General features: G+C 42.7%; 19 protein-coding genes, 2 tRNA genes and 1 pseudogene. 13 read left to right on the top strand and 9 right to left on the bottom strand.

Features of this window, described 5'->3' with window-relative positions; translation table 11 throughout:
• Window positions 1-104: 104 nt before the first annotated feature.
• Entirely contained in the window at window positions 105-761 is a 657-nt protein-coding gene (locus Q9R24_RS08435; RefSeq protein ID WP_311204040.1) for a hypothetical protein, read from the top strand.
• Window positions 762-1,047: 286 nt separating this feature from the next.
• On the opposite strand, the gene hisF is transcribed toward Q9R24_RS08435, so the two are convergent.
• On the bottom strand, window positions 1,048-1,806 hold the full coding sequence (hisF, locus tag Q9R24_RS08440) for an imidazole glycerol phosphate synthase subunit HisF (protein WP_311204041.1): 759 nt from the start codon (window positions 1,804-1,806) through the stop codon (window positions 1,048-1,050).
• A gap of 113 nt (window positions 1,807-1,919) precedes the next feature.
• Between hisF and Q9R24_RS08445 the strand changes: the two genes are divergently transcribed.
• From Q9R24_RS08445 to Q9R24_RS08455, 3 genes are read left to right on the top strand one after another with little or no spacing between them, the layout of a single operon-like run.
• Window positions 1,920-2,867 (top strand): homoserine kinase, encoded by a 948-nt coding sequence (locus Q9R24_RS08445; RefSeq protein ID WP_311204042.1) that lies wholly within the window; start codon window positions 1,920-1,922, stop codon window positions 2,865-2,867.
• 27 nt (window positions 2,868-2,894) lie between these two features.
• Complete coding sequence (locus tag Q9R24_RS08450; RefSeq protein WP_311204043.1) at window positions 2,895-3,521, top strand: DUF1294 domain-containing protein; 627 nt, start codon at window positions 2,895-2,897, stop codon at window positions 3,519-3,521.
• Window positions 3,522-3,541: 20 nt separating this feature from the next.
• Entirely contained in the window at window positions 3,542-3,937 is a 396-nt protein-coding gene (locus Q9R24_RS08455) for a membrane protein (RefSeq protein WP_044111390.1), read from the top strand.
• Window positions 3,938-3,996: 59 nt separating this feature from the next.
• Here Q9R24_RS08455 and Q9R24_RS08460 read toward each other — a convergent pair.
• The 6 genes and pseudogenes from Q9R24_RS08460 to hisB form a co-directional block, all read right to left on the bottom strand.
• Window positions 3,997-4,927 (bottom strand): annotated as a pseudogene (locus Q9R24_RS08460) (DMT family transporter).
• Between the two features lie 66 nt (window positions 4,928-4,993).
• The gene (hisA, locus tag Q9R24_RS08465; RefSeq protein ID WP_005095189.1) at window positions 4,994-5,728 is read right to left on the bottom strand and encodes a 1-(5-phosphoribosyl)-5-[(5-phosphoribosylamino)methylideneamino]imidazole-4-carboxamide isomerase; all 735 of its coding nucleotides are present in this window, start codon (window positions 5,726-5,728) and stop codon (window positions 4,994-4,996) included.
• Window positions 5,729-6,046: 318 nt separating this feature from the next.
• Entirely contained in the window at window positions 6,047-6,706 is a 660-nt protein-coding gene (locus tag Q9R24_RS08470; protein ID WP_311204044.1) for a 3'-5' exonuclease, read from the bottom strand.
• A 103-nt stretch (window positions 6,707-6,809) separates the two neighbouring features.
• The gene (locus Q9R24_RS08475; protein ID WP_311204045.1) at window positions 6,810-7,328 is read right to left on the bottom strand and encodes a DUF805 domain-containing protein; all 519 of its coding nucleotides are present in this window, start codon (window positions 7,326-7,328) and stop codon (window positions 6,810-6,812) included.
• A 131-nt stretch (window positions 7,329-7,459) separates the two neighbouring features.
• Complete coding sequence (gene hisH, locus Q9R24_RS08480) at window positions 7,460-8,077, bottom strand: imidazole glycerol phosphate synthase subunit HisH (RefSeq protein ID WP_311204046.1); 618 nt, start codon at window positions 8,075-8,077, stop codon at window positions 7,460-7,462.
• Window positions 8,077-8,670 (bottom strand): imidazoleglycerol-phosphate dehydratase HisB, encoded by a 594-nt coding sequence (gene hisB / locus Q9R24_RS08485; protein WP_004729244.1) that lies wholly within the window; start codon window positions 8,668-8,670, stop codon window positions 8,077-8,079. Before hisB ends, hisH begins: the two co-directional genes overlap by 1 nt.
• Window positions 8,671-8,766: 96 nt before the next feature.
• Here hisB and Q9R24_RS08490 point away from each other — a divergent pair, with 96 nt between their 5' ends.
• From Q9R24_RS08490 to tehB, 7 genes are all read left to right on the top strand, one after another.
• Window positions 8,767-9,144: a GNAT family N-acetyltransferase gene (locus Q9R24_RS08490; protein WP_004278652.1), complete on the top strand. Its 378-nt coding sequence runs from the start codon at window positions 8,767-8,769 to the stop codon at window positions 9,142-9,144.
• Window positions 9,145-9,347: 203 nt separating this feature from the next.
• Window positions 9,348-9,423: transfer RNA gene (locus Q9R24_RS08495), tRNA-Phe, on the top strand.
• Window positions 9,424-9,560: 137 nt separating this feature from the next.
• Window positions 9,561-9,636 (top strand) — tRNA-Phe (locus Q9R24_RS08500).
• Window positions 9,637-9,860: 224 nt separating this feature from the next.
• On the top strand, window positions 9,861-10,358 hold the full coding sequence (locus Q9R24_RS08505; RefSeq protein WP_180181451.1) for a hypothetical protein: 498 nt from the start codon (window positions 9,861-9,863) through the stop codon (window positions 10,356-10,358).
• A 226-nt stretch (window positions 10,359-10,584) separates the two neighbouring features.
• A complete protein-coding gene (locus Q9R24_RS08510; protein ID WP_004729250.1) occupies window positions 10,585-11,334 on the top strand; it encodes a hypothetical protein in 750 nt (249 codons plus the stop codon).
• A 109-nt stretch (window positions 11,335-11,443) separates the two neighbouring features.
• Complete coding sequence (locus tag Q9R24_RS08515; RefSeq protein ID WP_071852129.1) at window positions 11,444-11,716, top strand: hypothetical protein; 273 nt, start codon at window positions 11,444-11,446, stop codon at window positions 11,714-11,716.
• A gap of 219 nt (window positions 11,717-11,935) precedes the next feature.
• Window positions 11,936-12,802 (top strand): SAM-dependent methyltransferase TehB, encoded by an 867-nt coding sequence (tehB, locus tag Q9R24_RS08520; RefSeq protein ID WP_311204047.1) that lies wholly within the window; start codon window positions 11,936-11,938, stop codon window positions 12,800-12,802.
• Window positions 12,803-12,899: 97 nt separating this feature from the next.
• Here tehB and Q9R24_RS08525 read toward each other — a convergent pair whose 3' ends face one another.
• Complete coding sequence (locus tag Q9R24_RS08525; protein WP_311204048.1) at window positions 12,900-13,280, bottom strand: hypothetical protein; 381 nt, start codon at window positions 13,278-13,280, stop codon at window positions 12,900-12,902.
• A 228-nt stretch (window positions 13,281-13,508) separates the two neighbouring features.
• Here Q9R24_RS08525 and Q9R24_RS08530 point away from each other — a divergent pair, with 228 nt between their 5' ends.
• Window positions 13,509-13,895 carry a hypothetical protein gene (locus tag Q9R24_RS08530; protein WP_311204049.1) on the top strand — a complete coding sequence of 129 codons (387 nt, stop codon included), beginning with the start codon at window positions 13,509-13,511 and terminating at the stop codon, window positions 13,893-13,895.
• A gap of 7 nt (window positions 13,896-13,902) precedes the next feature.
• Here the strand turns inward: Q9R24_RS08530 and Q9R24_RS08535 are convergent, their stop codons facing one another.
• Entirely contained in the window at window positions 13,903-14,835 is a 933-nt protein-coding gene (locus Q9R24_RS08535) for an IS5 family transposase (protein ID WP_311204050.1), read from the bottom strand.
• Here Q9R24_RS08535 and Q9R24_RS08540 point away from each other — a divergent pair, their 5' ends adjacent.
• Window positions 14,836-16,131, top strand: coding sequence for an SIR2 family protein (locus Q9R24_RS08540; RefSeq protein WP_311204051.1), 1,296 nt, complete (start codon window positions 14,836-14,838; stop codon window positions 16,129-16,131).
• Window positions 16,132-16,148: the final 17 nt, after the last annotated feature.

Raw genomic sequence — 16,148 nt, forward strand, 5'->3', positions numbered from 1 at the left:
AATTCTTTTATTTTGTCGTATTTTGTCAATCATATTGAATATTTTGGTCAATATCTAGTCTTTTATTTAGCCTATATTAAAAATAGACCAAGAGGTAAAAGATTATGTGGAAAGGTTTTCTGGCAGGACTTGTCGTCGCAAATGGATTTGAATGGTTTGCACATAAATATGTATTGCATGGTGTTCACCAGCCGGGACAGAGCCGTTATAGTCCGGTACCCGAGAGTATGCGCTCACATTGGGAGCATCACCGGATTGTGCGAAAAACGGAATTTTCCGATTTCGGCTATGTAGAAGGATTGGACAACTGGCGTACCCGCAATGAAATTGCCTCACTGGCAGTCGTTGCGACCGTCTTTGGACTCAGTTTTTATCCCTTCTCCAAAGGCATGTCACTGGCCGCCCTGTATAGTGCAGGCAACTATTATTATTTACATCGCCGGGCTCATCTGGAACCAGAATGGGCCAAAAAGAAATTACCCTGGCATTATGATCATCATATGAATAGTAATCAGGATGCCAACTGGTGCGTCACCAAGCCCTGGTTTGATTATCTGCTCGGTACCCGTGTGATTTCCTCGGCAGATTTGCAGGAACAGAATCCTTTAGGTTTGAGCTTGCCTGCACCGATCTCGAAAAAATTGAACCGCTGGGCAGAACAATATTTTCTAGTTAAATCGGCCGATGCTTACTCTAAGATGACGAAAAATACTGCAAAAAATACGGTAATGAAGCAGTTAAATACGCAGGTTATGGAGTAAAACAGGGCTTTGTCGTGATTTGTCAATAAAATACGATTGTATTGTCAATATTGTCCTGTGGATTTCACTTATAGTTGCTCACGTCGGTGAGCAAAGCCTCATACTGATAATGTTTCTGGGTGTAATGAGTTATTTTGAATACCAAGTGCTGTAGTCTTATCTTGGTTTTATAGGGAGTCGAAAGACTCCTTTTTTTTGTCCCGTATTTGCTGTGTTGTTTTATTTAAGGCATAAAAAAAGAGTGTTTATAAAAACACTCTTTAATTAAATCATCATCTAAAACGGCTTAAAGGCGCATTTCAATGCCTTGGGCTGCCATATAGGTTTTGGCTTCCGGAATGGTGTGCTGGCCAAAATGGAAAATTGAAGCTGCCAGTACCGCATCGGCACCCCCATGAATAATGCCGTCCGCCAAATGCTGTAAATTACCCACACCGCCAGAAGCAATGGTCGGTACCGTGACGCGGTCATTGATGGCGCGCATCAGGGCAATGTCGTAACCGGCTTTGGTGCCATCGGCATCCATCGAAGTAATCAGTAATTCACCTGCGCCGAAGTCAGCCATTTTCACGGCCCATTCAATCGCATCGATCCCGGTTTCCTTACGGCCACCGTGGGTGAAAATTTCCCATTTATGGTCACCGGTTTTTTTGGCATCGATCGCCACCACGATACATTGTGCGCCAAAGCGTTGAGACGCTTCCTGCACAAACTCAGGATTATAAATCGCAGCCGAGTTAATGCTGACTTTATCTGCGCCGGCATTGAGCAATAAACGGATATCTTCGACTTTACGGACACCACCACCTACAGTTAACGGTACGAATACAGATTCGGCCATACGCTCTACAGTACGATAAGTCGTGTCGCGTCCATGATGTGTAGCGGTAATATCAAGGAAAGTAATTTCATCGGCACCTTGTTCATTATAACGGCGCGCCACTTCGACCGGGTCACCCGCATCACGAATATCAAGGAACTGGACACCCTTGACCACGCGGCCGTTATCCACGTCCAGACAAGGAATAATACGTTTAGCTAGCATAAATTTTTCCAATTATTACAGCCGATTATGAAACTCACCCACGCAAGCGCTACACCTTGGCAGATGGAAACGGTATTCTAGCAAAATTATGTAAGTTTTTTCGCAGGTTTTCTATGTCGGTTTATACCACTTTGACTTTAAAGGAAGTTCAGGATTTTGCAGCGCCTTATGGTTTAAAGGCGATTGATCTGATTCCCATTCAAGGCGGTATTCAAAATACCAACTATTTTTTAGTCTGCGAAGATCAGCAATATGTGCTGACAGTATTTGAGGATATGGATGAGCAGGCGGCAGGTGAACTGGTTCCTGTGCTGGAACATCTGGGGCAGGCCGGATTAGCCGTTCCGGTGCCGTTATCGCATTCAGGTAAAGCCATTCATAGCATTAAAGATAAACCGGCACAGATTGCGCCGCGCCTGATGGGTGAACATCCGATGCCATCGACCGTTGCGCAAGTTGAAGCGATTGCCGCGGCACAGGCGAAAATGCATGTGGCATTGAAAGATTTCAAACTCGAACGTAATTTTGTCCGTGATCATGCCTATTGGCTGGCCGTGTCTCAAGAAATCAAACCGAGTTTAAGTCCGGCCGATAAAGTTTTACTTGGTAAATTACTAGGCTTATATGACGCGTTGACGGCGGTATATCCGGATCGTCCACGCGGTTTTATTCATTCGGATCTATTCCGCGACAATACCTTGTTTGAAGGCGATCAGTTGAATGGCATTCTGGATTTCTATGAGCTGAATAAAGATGAATGGTTGTTTGATATCGCCATTACGTTAAATGACTTCTGTACCGAATATCCTGACGTAATCTTAAACGAAGAAAAAGCGATTGCCTTTTTAAAAGCCTATGAAACGATTCGTTCTTTAACCAGTGATGAACGCGCCTGTCTGGAATTGTATCTGGCCATGGCGGCAGGACGGTTCTGGATGATGCGCCTGCAGGTGGCTCAGCGTAATGCAGCATTAGGCCGGACGGGCGAAGATATTTTGCAAAAAAATCCGGATGAAATGCGTAATATGCTGATTGAACGCTTAAAATTCGTCACCGCTTAAACAATCAAATCAACAGGGATAGGGAATATGCGCGATCAGGGACGCTTAGTGGAATGGTTTGATGACCAAGGCTATGGTTTTATCCAGCCCAGTGATCCGGCCAAAGATCGCGTATTTCTGCATATCAAGGACTTTGCCAAGCCTGGGCCACGTCCAATCGTGGGCTGTGCGCTGGATTATCTGGTCATTCTGGATGAACGCGGCCGTTATCGTGCGCAGCAGGTGATGTACCTGAAAGCAGTACAAGCCAAAAGTCTGCAAGCAAAATTCAAACCCTCCAAGCCACAGCAGACACAGAAATTACAGCCGATGCAGATTGCCTGTGTGGCCTATATTCTTTTACTGGTGGCTTTGACCTTGGGTGGTTTACTGAGTGGACTGGTGTTGTTGCTGGTCAGCCTGATGAATGCGCTCAGCTACTGGCTTTATGCCCAAGACAAAGAAGCGGCACAGCTGGGTAATCGCCGTATTCCGGAAAACACTCTGCATGTGGTGGCTTTCTTAGGCGGCTGGCCGGCAGCCTGGCTGGCACAGCAGAAATTACGGCATAAAACACAAAAACAACCTTTCCGGCAGATATATTTTTGTACCATAGCCTTTAACATCATTTTGATTATATGGCTGATTTCCCCGTTGAATAGTTTAAATATCTAGGGGAAGTACCAGGAGGGGACGTGAACTATTCCATTGATAAAGACTCAAACCGTACACTGACTTTTGCACTGTACATTTTATATATTGTGGCCATTTTTAGTGCTGGCCTGCTGGCTCTCGTGGCGCTAATCATTAACTATGTGAAACGGCGCGATGTGCGCGGTTCCATCTTTGAAAGCCATTTTACCTGGCAGATCCGCAGTTTCTGGTGGTATCTGTTCTGGAATATCGTCGCCTTTATTCCATTTTTCTTTTTGTTCTTTACCGGCGAAGATCCTAACCTGTTTGCAGGGGTCGCATTTGGCGCATCGGCGTTCTGTTTAGTGGTGGTGGTTTTGGCCTGGATCTGGATTGTGTATCGGGCGATTCGCGGCATCATGCGCTTAAATGACAATAGACCGATGTATAGCAAATAATTTTAGCCGTATTTCCTTAGAGAAAAAAATCCCCCTTTTTTAAGGGGGAGTTAGCGGAATTAAGAAAGATCTTGCTTTAATTCTTCTGTGGGTTCTTTTCTTAAAAACTTTGGTTTCCATTCACTGGCAATCACGCCAAGCACCACCATCAATCCACCGACTAGCGCGAGTGCAGGTAGCCGTTCTCCGGCCAGACGGCCAAACAGGGCTGCCCATACCGGTTCGCCGGCATAGATAATTGCTGCCTGTGATGGATCGACCATGCGCTGCGCCCAGTTCATCACCAGTTGGATCAAGGCACTGGCAATGCCTAAACCGACTAAAATTCCTGCCAGATGCCAGTGAAATCCAGGTAACTGAGATTCACCTAAAACAGGTGCGATCATGAAGCAGAACAGGGATGCAAAAATCAGTTGCAGCACCGTGACCCGGCGGACATTCACCTGCTCGGCAAAATGGCTGATAAAAATAATCTCCAGTGCAATCGCAATCGAACCGAGCAAAGTCAGGGTTTGCCCGAAACTGAGCTGAATCGCAGCAAAAACCATTTCCTGTCAAAAACACCAGACCGATAAAGGCAAACAGCGCTCCGATCCAGGTCATGACATGCGGTTTTTTACGGAACATGAGCCAGAGCAGGATCGGAACCAGCGGAACATACAAGGCCGTTAAAAAAGCCGACTCACTGCTGCTGATGGTCTGCAAACCCACAGTTTGGGTGCCGTAGCCAATGGCGATCATGATGCCAATCACCGCGCCAGCGAACACTTCTTTCAGGTTCATGCCTTTTAGCGACTTCAGTGAAATTAGGGTGACAGCAAGCGCTGCCGCAGCAAAGCGCAGGCCGACAAACATAATCGGACTGCTAAAGTTCAGCCCGTATTGCACAGTAATAAAACTGCCGCCCCAGATAATGGTGATCAGGATCAGGGCGAGTTGCGGTGCTTTTACCATCCAGCCGGAGTGATTTTTGGAAATAAGTGTAGACATGCCAGGAGATCAGAAAATTAAAAAAATAAAAAAGAGGTCCGAAGACCTCTTTTACAGCAGACTTAATTATAGCGCCTGTTGCTCATCTAGCAATAACTGTGCTTCACGCAAGCTTAATGTACCTTCGTAAATCGCACGGCCGGTAATTGCACCTAAAATACCCGGTTGATCTTTCAGGTTACGTACATCATCCAGATTGGTCACGCCGCCTGAAGCAATCACAGGCAAACCTGAGTATTGTGCCAGATTCACGGTTTGCTCAATATTCACACCCTGCATCATGCCATCACGCGCGATATCCGTATAGACAATGCTCGACACGCCCGCATCGGCAAAACGTTTCGCCAGGTCAGTAGCCTTGACATCAGTCACATTGGCCCAGCCATCTGTTGCCACCATACCATTCATGGCATCAATACCCACAATAATGTGGCCAGCAAATTTTTGACATGCTTCTTCAACAAATTCAGGATCCTGAACTGCTTTGGTGCCAATAATCACAAAAGAAACACCGGCTTGCAGATAATGCTCGATGGTTTCCAGAGAACGGATACCACCACCAATCTGGATCGGCAAATCAGGTTGAGATCGGACAATGGCTTCAACCACTGGCTTATGGATTGGTGTACCTGCGAAAGCACCGTTTAAATCTACTAAATGTAAGCGGCGAGCGCCTTCATTTACCCAATGCTGTGCTGTTGCGACCGGATCGTCTGAAAATACGGTATCGTCTTCCATACGACCTTGCTTTAAACGGACACATTTGCCATCTTTCAGGTCAATTGCAGGGATGATCAGCATGCTTTCGCTCCTTGCTTAATCTTTAGAATGAATTTGAGTGTATTCATCTTAGCAAATAAAGTCGAAATTTCTAACTCTTAAACGGTATGAATAAAGAAAACCTGTCCATAGATAGGTAGCAGTGAGGTCATTTATTTTAATGGTTTTAATGATCCGTCTCTTGAATGGAGATCAGATTTTCCACAACGGGTCGTGTACTGAGCTGGTCGATAATCGAAGCGGTAAGATCTGCTAAAGTCACAGCTCTCTCAACGAACGCGCTCAACACAGCTTTCATACGTACATCAAGTTGCTGTGACCAGCATCCTAATGAAGCACTTAAGCCGTCGATGAAGGACGGATTCTTAATTTTAATGAAGTATTGGGAATCTCTCTGGGTAATAAATCCCGACGTAGTAATTCTTCAAATACCAGCACTGGCGCGTAGGCATCTGCGGCTGCATAATCAATTTGTGCCGGGCTGAGCTTCTTGCTGGCCCAGTTCGAGGTACTAATCCGTTTGGATTTAGGAAAATTCAACTGAAACAATAACGCCATGGCATTTTTTAACCCGACCGGATTGTTTAAACCAAAAGCTTTAAAACATTTAGACAGTTCAATCACACTATTCAGTTCAATGCCTTTTTTACGGAACAGGTGCGCATCATTTTTCAGACCAAAGCCGACCTTGATCTGATCACGACTGGCAAAAATCGGTTTAAGAAAATCCCAGATTGCCGGGTTCATTTGAAATAAATAGGCTTTATCTAAAGTGGCCAGCTGAATCAGATGTGGCCCGGTAGAAACCTCACCAACTTTAAAGGTGGGCTTGGATTCAGAATCGAAACCCAGGACTGCACAGCTTTTTAGCTCCTGTTCAAGGGCATGACATTGTTCCAGACAATTAATCACCTGAATCTGTTGCATTGGAAGATTTTTAAATACAGGAAAAGTCTGAATTTGTTCCTTGCTTGGTAAAGCATCCAGCAGCTGTTGCATAAGCTTCAATCATTAAATGAATGCGTTCAGCTTAATCACTTTTGCTGTTCTAGGCAAAAATAAAGCCCATGAAGAATGGGCTTTATGCAAAATTTAACAAGGATTAATCAGTATGATAGCTACTCTGTTCGATCTGCGCCTGTTGAGCACGCTCAACATAATTCTGATAAGCAGGGACAGCAAAGGCTGCCAAAATAACTGCGAGTACCAGATACAGCACCACCAAAAGAGTTTCCCAGCCACGTGTGGTGCGTGGAGAACCATAGTCATTACTTTCGTTGTGACCGGGTGCCAATAACAGGTAAAGTGTAAAGACAAGGTTTACGACCGGCACAAAAATCAGTAAAGAAAGCCAGCCATTATGATTACGGTCATGTAAACGACGAATTAAAAAAATCACGCTAAAATAAATCGCAACGCCGTAGATCAAAACCAACATCACCATTAAAGGCATGGACATTTTACCATCTAAAGTCTCGGGACTCATTCCAGGCAAAATGAAAGCAGCAATGATTCCGATGATCATAAAGCAAAAACCAAGCAGCATATTCCATGCGATATAAGAACGTCGCCCAAAACGTCCTGATGCATTCCACCCCGAATCCTGAATTGTATTACTCATTATTTTTCCTTTGTTTTCATTAGATTTTTTATAAGTAAGTCTATGATAAAGGGATTTTTTATAAATGAAAAGTGTAAAAAACAATCAATAAAAAAGCTCGCAATTTGCGAGCTTTTTAGGCGAAAGGAAAATCAGATTTTCCAGTCCACAAAGTTTTTCAATAACTGCAAACCGGCGGTATGGCTCTTTTCCGGATGGAACTGGGTCGCAAACAGGTTTTCTTTATGAATTGCAGTACAGAACTCAATACCATAGGTACAAGTAGCTGCCACCAATTCTGAATCTTGTGGTTCTACATAGTAACTGTGCACAAAGTAAAAACGCGCGTCCTGTTCGATATTGTTCCACATCGGATGGTCAGGATCAGCCTGATGCACCTGGTTCCAGCCCATATGCGGCACTTTTAAACCCGCCATTTCCGGAAAATGCTTGACCGCACCTTCGAAAATACCCAGTGCATCGGTACCGCCATTTTCTTCCGAATGCTGCATCAAGGCTTGCATGCCGACACAAATGGCCAGTACCGGTTTGTTAAATACGGCATTACGTACCACTTCATCAATCCCGGCTTCGTGCATACCTTGCATGCAGTCACGCATCGCACCTACGCCCGGAAAGACAATCTTGTCTGCTTGCGCAATCAGTTTAGGATCATTGGTCACATCTACCGTGGCACCGACATGTTCTAATGCTTTTGCCGCAGAGTGCAAATTTCCCATGCCATAATCAAGAAGGGCAATACGGGTCATTACAGTGTACCTTTGGTTGAAGCTACCGTATTGGCAGCACGTGGATCCACTTCACAGGCCATACGCAGCGCACGCGCAAATGCTTTAAATACGCTTTCGATCTGGTGATGGCTGTTTTTGCCTTTCAGGTTGTCGATATGCACCGTCATCAAAGAATGGTTTACAAAGCCCTGGAAAAATTCAGAGAACAGGTCCACATCAAAACGGCCGATCATGGCACGGGTAAATGGAATATCCATAAACAGACCCGGACGGCCAGACAGATCTACCACGACACGGCTTAAAGACTCATCGAGTGGCGCATAGAAATGACCATAGCGTTTCAGGCCTTTTTTATCGCCCAATGCCTGTGCAAATGCCTGACCCAGCGTAATACCGCAGTCTTCCACAGTATGATGGTCATCGATTTCCAGATCGCCATCACAATGAATATCAATATCAAACAGGCCATGACGCTTGATTTGATCAATCATATGATCTAAAAAGGGAATACCCGTGTTTAAGGTGCCTTGACCAGTACCGTCGAGATTCAAACGAACTCGAATTTTGGTTTCGTTGGTATTTCTTACCACTTCACTGATACGATCTGTCATAGACACGTTCCTCAAATACGTCAAAATGATTGATGTAGAAAATATTTTCGCCGTGACGAAGTCACCGCATATTAGATTGCTCAGGAGGGTTTATCAATGCCTATCACCGTACATGCTTATACTTCTTTAGAAAATGACGAAGTGCGCAGCCAGCTTGAGCGACTGTATGACACGAGCCCTGAATTTAGTGACGGGGCAGATGCCATGGAACAACTAGAGCAAAACCTTGCACAGTATACCTCAGTTTATAGCGCAGAATTTAATAGCAAAATTATTGGGGCAATCTGGTGCACCGGACAGGGTGAAAGCCGGATTCTGGAAAATATTGTGGTGCATCCGGCCAATCGCGGTCGTGGCGTTGCAGAAAGGCTGGTGAGTGAGGTCTGCCGCATGGAAGAAGAAAAAGGCGTGAAAAACTTCGTGCCAGGCTGTGGGGCCATTCATCGCTGTCTGGCCAATCTGGAAAAAATCTGAAGATAGAGCAATATCAAGCAGCCATTAGGCTGCTTTTTTATGTAAATAAACGCTTAAATCTGTTTTATTACTGAGGTCTTTGGTAAAAACTGTTCGATTTATGACTCAAATTCACGCGAGTTGATGGAAAAGTAAACATTTAACGAAAATTATTCTCTCTGCTCTTGACGATTTACAGCTGAAACTGTTTAATACGCGACATCGGCGTGATAGCTCAGTAGGTAGAGCAACGGATTGAAAATCCGTGTGTCCCCAGTTCGATCCTGGGTCTCGCCACCATATTTTAAAACGATTTCAAAGTTTTCAATCCCTGATCCCATCAGGGATTTTTTTTAGGCCAAAAATCAGCCACTCAAATATTTTTTTCATAATTTTGATTGACTAATGAGGCCAGATACGGCTTAATACACCGCATCGGCGTGATAGCTCAGTAGGTAGAGCAACGGATTGAAAATCCGTGTGTCCCCAGTTCGATCCTGGGTCTCGCCACCATATTCAAAAAATCCTCAAACTTGGTTTGGGGATTTTTTTTGCCTGCACCAAAGCCAGATCAACATTATTCTTTTCTATTTTTCAGTTGTTTCAACTTCTTCTTTTTCGACGTTTCCTGCTTTTTTCTTCCTGATTGACCGTTTATCAAACTTAACAATAGACACGGGCATTATTTGTAAGATTTAGCTTTGACGCTTTCCCTTTTCCAAACGAGGGTGAAAATGATGAATCTCCTAACACCAATTAAACTCGGCTTTCTTACGGCCTGTACTGCTTTTAGCCTACCGATATTAAGCCATGCTGCGCCTGCTGCTGATTCTGTCGTCTTGCCGACTCTGACCGTCATGGCGGAACCGGAACTGCGCGCCGTGACTGAAAAAATGTTGCCTTATCAGGAGCAGAACAGCCAGCGTAAGGCCCTGCAAATGCGCCTGATGAAAATTGAACGTGAAATTCAAGCCTATAGCGTGGACGGCGACGTAGTGGCGAATATTGATGTGATGCGTGCACCTGCCGATCCTGATCTGGATAGCTTGCCTGTGGTGTTTCGCGAATATGTATTGGCCATCGCACAGGGCTTGCAGTCTTCAGACCCAAGAAATGGGGTATATGTACTGCTGCAACCTTTTGGAATTAACCGCGATGCCACCAATGTGAATATTGTTCGGGAACAATTCGATCCGAACCGGCTGAATCTGAGCCTGCCATTTAATTCCCCATAATGTGCGCCTGTCGGTCTAGATAATTTTGTTTAACAAGCTTATTCAAGCTGTCATGCAACGAGATCGACAAAATAGTGTTCTGGGAAAGGGTGGCTTTGTGAGAGGAGCAATTTCTGTCTAAGCTAGACATATTATTGGAAAAATCAAATGCCTTGAATTGTGTTTAAAAAATAAGCATAGTGGATGTAAATCAACAAGATCTGACTGACAGAGCTGGAGCGTATACATGCCGCGTGTTTTTATGATTGTAGCCGCTGTGACACTGGCAATTTTTATTGGGCTGTTTTATCAGAATTCGGTTCAGCAAAAACATCAGGCCGAGCTGCTCGAATATGAAACCGTGCTCGAAGAAAAAACCGAGAGCATTGCGCAGCAGGCACAGGACTGGTCTAAACCGATTCAGATTGAACTTGAAGATGACCGTCTGGATGGTGACTATGCCATCATGGCTGAGTTTATGCTGGGGCAATTGCGCGATAGTGCCGAGGAACGCAATCAGTATCTACGCGACTTAAAAGCCGCCAACTGGCAGAATTTTCTGAATATCGACCGCTTGGCCAAGGATCAGGCACAAGGCTATAAAGAAACTGAAGCCATGCTCAAGCAAGTCCATCAGATTGTGAACAGCTATCAGCAGAAAATCCAGCAGCGCGATGCCGAGCTGATCGACAAGGCACAACAACTGGATATTAAAAACCGTTATCGCCAGCAACTGAGCCTGACCCTGAAAGACAGTCAGCAAAATAGTAATGCACATGTCATTTTTGAAATTGAAAAACAGACGCTGGCCAAGGCTGATGCCTTATTTGCAGTACTGAAAAAGCATAAATGGCAAAAGAAAAATAACACCTTTATGTTCTATGACGATAAAGCCGTGCAAGAGTTTAATGCGCTGTATAAAGAAATGCTGCACTTGAATAAGCAGATGGAACGAGTGGCGACTGCCAACCAGAAAGCGGTTGAAAATAAGTTGTAACCTGACTTAGATGACAGGATTGCCATAGGACTGTCATTTGCTGTTCAAACTCGCTTGCTAAATTGAAGGGGTCGCACAGATCACGACATAACATTCAAGCAGGTGAGTCATGCAAACAATTCAGGTTTTTGCTGATATTCAGCAGGTGTACGGTGAGTTTGTCGCAAATAAAACAGATCCAAAATTAGAAAGGATGAATAACGGGGACAAGAACCGGTTGTTCTTGAATCAATATTTCACGCTGATCGAGGACTGGCACTATACCGAACAGATTGTGATTCAGTTCAATCAGCAGTATTTCAGTCTGGATCTGGGGAGCGCACCGGATTTTATGGATCAGGACAAATACATCAACTGGCTGAAGTCGGAACTGCTACATTAATCGAGTCGCCATATTCCTCATTGATATACAACCGAGCTGTCTGAATAGAGGCAGCTTTTTTATTTTTCTAGATCTGGTATTGATCTTGCTGTTGCATGCATCGGCACAGTACGAACAGGCGCTGATTCCAATTCCGATTTGAACAGGCTATGCTGAAACTTATTACCGCTGCCAAAAGAATGACAGGCGGAGCATGGATGATATGGAGGGCAAAAAATTATGCAACAGTTGAAATGTTATAAGGAACTTCCAGTCTGGACTCAGCAGAGTATTCCTCAGGGCTTCAAGAATCAGCACAATACCAAAGCGGGTACCTGGGCGAAACTGACAGTATTAAAAGGTGAGCTGCGTTTTGCCATGCTGGAAGAATCTGGCGCAGTGCAATCCGAGCATGTGTTTACACCAGAGCAGCAACCGCCATTTATTGAGCCTGAGGCCTGGCACAAAATTGTTTCTGCCAGTGAGAATATCGAATGCCAGCTGCGTTTTTACTGCCGGCCTGAGGATTACTTCATCAAGAAATATCAGTTAAATCCTACCCATTCTGAAGTGCTGGCAGCGATGCCCTATTTAAAAGGTGGCTGTGCGCTGGACGTCGGCTGTGGTACAGGCCGTAATGCGCTTTATTTGAGTCAGAACGGCTTTAATGTCGATGCCTGGGATGTTAACGAAAACAGTTTGCAGACTTTAAGACAGATTGTGCAGACCGAGCAGATTGATCATATGCAGGTACAGCGCCGCGACCTTAACACGGATACCAGCATTGCAGGCCAATATGACTTTATCTACTGTACTGTAGTGATGATGTTCCTTGAGGCGAAAACCATTCCACCGCTCATTGCACAGATGCAGCAGGCGACCGTGCCGGGTGGCTATAATTTGATTGTCTGTGCCATGGATACGCCAGATATTCCGGCACAAGCCGATTTTCCATTTGCTTTTCAGCCGGGAGAATTGCGAGGATATTATGAGGGCTGGAATATTGTGAAATACAATGAAGATATCGGTGAGCTGTATCGTGTCGATGAGCAGGGCCAGCGGATTAAGCAGCATTTTACCACGATGCTGGCGCAGAAGGCTGAATAGAAGATTGAGGATTTTTTTTAAATTATCGAATTTAAATGAAACCACCTAAAACAAAAAAAGATGTCAGGATGACATCTTTTTTTATGCTTAAAAAATCTTAAGCTGCTTTTTTAAACCAAGAGAACCAGCCTTTTTTCTCGGCTTTTACTTCTGCTTTTTCAGCAGCCGCGTCTTTGGTTTCTACTGCTTCAGTTTTTGCAGCTTCGACGTGTTGTTCTGCTGTAGCTTGAGCCGTTTCTACTTGAGTCGTCGCTTCTGTTTTTACTGCTTCAGCTTTAGTTTCAGTCGCTTGTTGAGTTGCAGCAACAGTCGCTTGAGTCGCTTCAACTTTCGCTTGTACAGGTGCAGCAGCTTCTTTGGCAACAGTTTGGGTTGTTTTAGTTACAACAGTTGCTGGCGCAACTTGAGCTTCAGTTGCCATTGCAGATGCAGAAGTCGCTACGATTGCAGTTGCGATCATTGTTTTAAGCATGTTCATATAAACCCTTTTAAGGAAATAGAAAAAAAGAGGCTTGATCATACGCATATAAAATTTAAGTAATTCATAAATAAGTTTTAAATGATTGAGAAATAAACCAATTTTACAAATAAATAACATTTATAAAAATTAAACATAATTTGGCTATAGAGGTGTTCTGATGGAAAAATAAACTAACTACCATTACTATAATCATTTAAATACATATTTTATAATTTGGGGTCTTTTTTGGATATTACGGAAAGTTTAAAAGAAATAATTAAAGAAAGTCCAACAGCTCCATTTCTTTTTATAGGCTCAGGATTCTCAAGACGTTATCTAGGCTTAGAAGATTGGAAAGGTTTACTAAGTCGATTTGGATCGAATTTACCTTCAGGATTTATCCGTTATATCAGTGAAAGTAACGGTGATCTAGCATTGGCAGCGGAAAAAATGGCAGAGCCATATTCTGATTATTGGTGGTCACTACCTGATTCACACATAATATCTAGTCAGGCGGATTGGTATGCTCATATATCTTCTCCATTAAGATATGATATTTGTAATTATCTAAAATCATTAGATATTCATGGCTTTGTTGCACAAAGATTTGAAATGCAAAGCGCCCCTAATTGAGCCAAATTTAAGGCGTAACTTGGGTAAGTGGTCGACCTAATTCCGTAAATCTGTTAAGGACTGCTACACGTGCATGGATCTCATTGACTTGGCTATCAAAACTCCTTGCACTGAGTTTATCTCCTAATAATTTGATGCAATGCATCTTAGTTTCAACCAAACTTCGCCGATGATAGCCTGACCATTTTTTCCATAGTGTCCTGCCTAAACGTTTAATTGTTCGAAGTAATTCATTTCGTTCTAGCGAGCTAATCTTTGTATCTTTCCATGGTTTCGCATTTTTTCTAGGTGGAATCACCGCATGCCCTTGCCGATCTGCAATGACCTGACGGCATTGCTTGGTGTCATAAGCTCCATCGGTATAAACAGAGTCAATCCGCTCATCTTGTGGAATCTGATCAAGTAAATCACCAAGCACTTGTGAATCACTGACATTATTGGTTGTAAGCTGAACTGCTCGTATTTGCAGGGTTTTGGCATCTATACCAATATGTAGTTTACGCCATTGGCGACGATATTCAGGTCCATGTTTCTTGCGCTTCCATTCGACCTCACCTAGAAACTTCATGCCTGTAGAGTCCATGAGTAGATGCAGCCCATCGCTACTTTTTTGGTAGCTGATTACAATATCAATATGCTTTTGTCTTCTACAAAGCGTGGTGTAATCTGGAGCTATCCAATTTAATCCGCAAAGTTTAATCAGACTTTGCACAAAGCCAGTGACCATACGTAAAGACAGACGGAATAAGGATTTAATCATTAAGCAGCATTGGATGGCTGCGTCGGAGTAGGTTTGATTTCGCCCTTGTTTACCGATGGACGGAGCATACCATTGCGTAGCAGGATCAAACCAAATGGCAATATTTCCGCGACTCATGAGTGCTCGGTTATATGCGGGCCAATTGGTTGTGCGGTAGATTTTGTGTGTAGGCTTCTTCATTTGAAAATTATATCGCTGAAAAAGCCTTTACAGATAGGTTTGTGCAACAAAGCTGATATTCATAAGAAAGAACTACTAGATGAATTAAATATTCTTACATCAAAGAAAACGATTATTGATGGAATTATTACGACAAATTGGGATTTACTTTTAGAGCATCTCTTTGAAGAAGAAAATTATAAAGTTTATGTAGGTCAAGGAAATTTGCTGTTTTCAAATCCTCAAAAAATAGCTGAAATTTATAAAATTCATGGATGTTGTACAGATCCAAAATCACTAGTTTTAACAAAAAATGATTATGAGGATTTTCATAAAAAGAATAGATATTTAGCAGCAAAGCTTCTCTCAATATTTTTAGAACATCCAATTATATTCATTGGTTATTCTATGAATGATGAAAATATAAGATCTATTTTATGTTCTATCTCAGAAATGATGTCAAATGATGAACATAGAGCTAAATTAGCAAATAATCTGATTTTTATTAGTTGGGAAAAGGGAGGAGAGGATTCTATTTCTAAAACACACTTTAGTTTTGTAGATAATATAAGTATTCCTATAACAGAAATTAGAACTGATAATTTTTCGAAAGTTTATTTAGCTCTACAAGGTAATGAACGTCAAATCCCTGCTTATATATTGCGTATTTTTAGAGAGCAATTTTATGAAATAGTTCAAGGTGCGGCACCAGATAAAAAATTATACTGTGCTACAAATGTTGAAGAAATCATGCAGGGAACAAATAAAATTGAGTTTGTTGCAGGTTTTGGTGTTGCTCAACAAGGATATAGTGAAGTTGGCTTAAAAGGTGTTAATTTCAAAATGATTCTATCGGATGCTATATATGGAGATATTGAGTTTGATAGAGCACAAATTTTAAATAATACACTTCCAGATATTTGCAAGTCAGCAGTTTATGTACCTATTCAAAGATTTATTAAAGCTGACCCAAATTATAAGCCTTTTAAAAATGCGCCTGAGAATTTTAAAAATTTATTTAATTTTAATGAAAGAACATTTATTTCTAAGATAGCTAATGGCTATAGAAAATCATATAGAGCGAAGAACCTTTCTTCATTAAGTATTCTTGAATTAATTAAAAATACTCAGTTTAGCGATTCAATTCGTGCTGACTATTTAGGTCAATATATTGTTGATAATAGCTCAGAGGAGAATCTAAGAATTTTATTAGATTATCTAAAAGAAAAATTCGAAGAAAGCTGGAATAATTCTAACTATAAGCGTTTAGTTTGTATTTATGATTGCTTAGTCAATAAAAAAGAAACCCCGCATTAAGCGGGGTTTCTTTTTAT

The sequence above is a fragment of the Acinetobacter sp. RRD8 genome, from assembly GCF_031844225.1.
GTDB lineage: Bacteria > Pseudomonadota > Gammaproteobacteria > Pseudomonadales > Moraxellaceae > Acinetobacter.

Bases quoted from the DNA above. Each gene is read 5' to 3' on its own strand.
- Q9R24_RS08490 (WP_004278652.1), top strand. From the start codon at position 8,767: ATGCCTATCACCGTACATGCTTATACTTCTTTAGAAAATGACGAAGTG.
- Q9R24_RS08505 (WP_180181451.1), top strand. From the start codon at position 9,861: ATGAATCTCCTAACACCAATTAAACTCGGCTTTCTTACGGCCTGTACT.
- Q9R24_RS08535 (WP_311204050.1), bottom strand. From the start codon at position 14,835: ATGAAGAAGCCTACACACAAAATCTACCGCACAACCAATTGGCCCGCA.
- Q9R24_RS08435 (WP_311204040.1), top strand. From the start codon at position 105: ATGTGGAAAGGTTTTCTGGCAGGACTTGTCGTCGCAAATGGATTTGAA.
- hisF (WP_311204041.1), bottom strand. From the start codon at position 1,806: ATGCTAGCTAAACGTATTATTCCTTGTCTGGACGTGGATAACGGCCGC.
- Q9R24_RS08475 (WP_311204045.1), bottom strand. From the start codon at position 7,328: ATGAGTAATACAATTCAGGATTCGGGGTGGAATGCATCAGGACGTTTT.
- Q9R24_RS08515 (WP_071852129.1), top strand. From the start codon at position 11,444: ATGCAAACAATTCAGGTTTTTGCTGATATTCAGCAGGTGTACGGTGAG.
- Q9R24_RS08525 (WP_311204048.1), bottom strand. From the start codon at position 13,280: ATGAACATGCTTAAAACAATGATCGCAACTGCAATCGTAGCGACTTCT.
- hisA (WP_005095189.1), bottom strand. From the start codon at position 5,728: ATGCTGATCATCCCTGCAATTGACCTGAAAGATGGCAAATGTGTCCGT.
- Q9R24_RS08470 (WP_311204044.1), bottom strand. From the start codon at position 6,706: ATGCAACAGCTGCTGGATGCTTTACCAAGCAAGGAACAAATTCAGACT.
- tehB (WP_311204047.1), top strand. From the start codon at position 11,936: ATGCAACAGTTGAAATGTTATAAGGAACTTCCAGTCTGGACTCAGCAG.
- Q9R24_RS08510 (WP_004729250.1), top strand. From the start codon at position 10,585: ATGCCGCGTGTTTTTATGATTGTAGCCGCTGTGACACTGGCAATTTTT.
- hisH (WP_311204046.1), bottom strand. From the start codon at position 8,077: ATGACCCGTATTGCCCTTCTTGATTATGGCATGGGAAATTTGCACTCT.
- hisB (WP_004729244.1), bottom strand. From the start codon at position 8,670: ATGACAGATCGTATCAGTGAAGTGGTAAGAAATACCAACGAAACCAAA.
- Q9R24_RS08445 (WP_311204042.1), top strand. From the start codon at position 1,920: ATGTCGGTTTATACCACTTTGACTTTAAAGGAAGTTCAGGATTTTGCA.
- Q9R24_RS08450 (WP_311204043.1), top strand. From the start codon at position 2,895: ATGCGCGATCAGGGACGCTTAGTGGAATGGTTTGATGACCAAGGCTAT.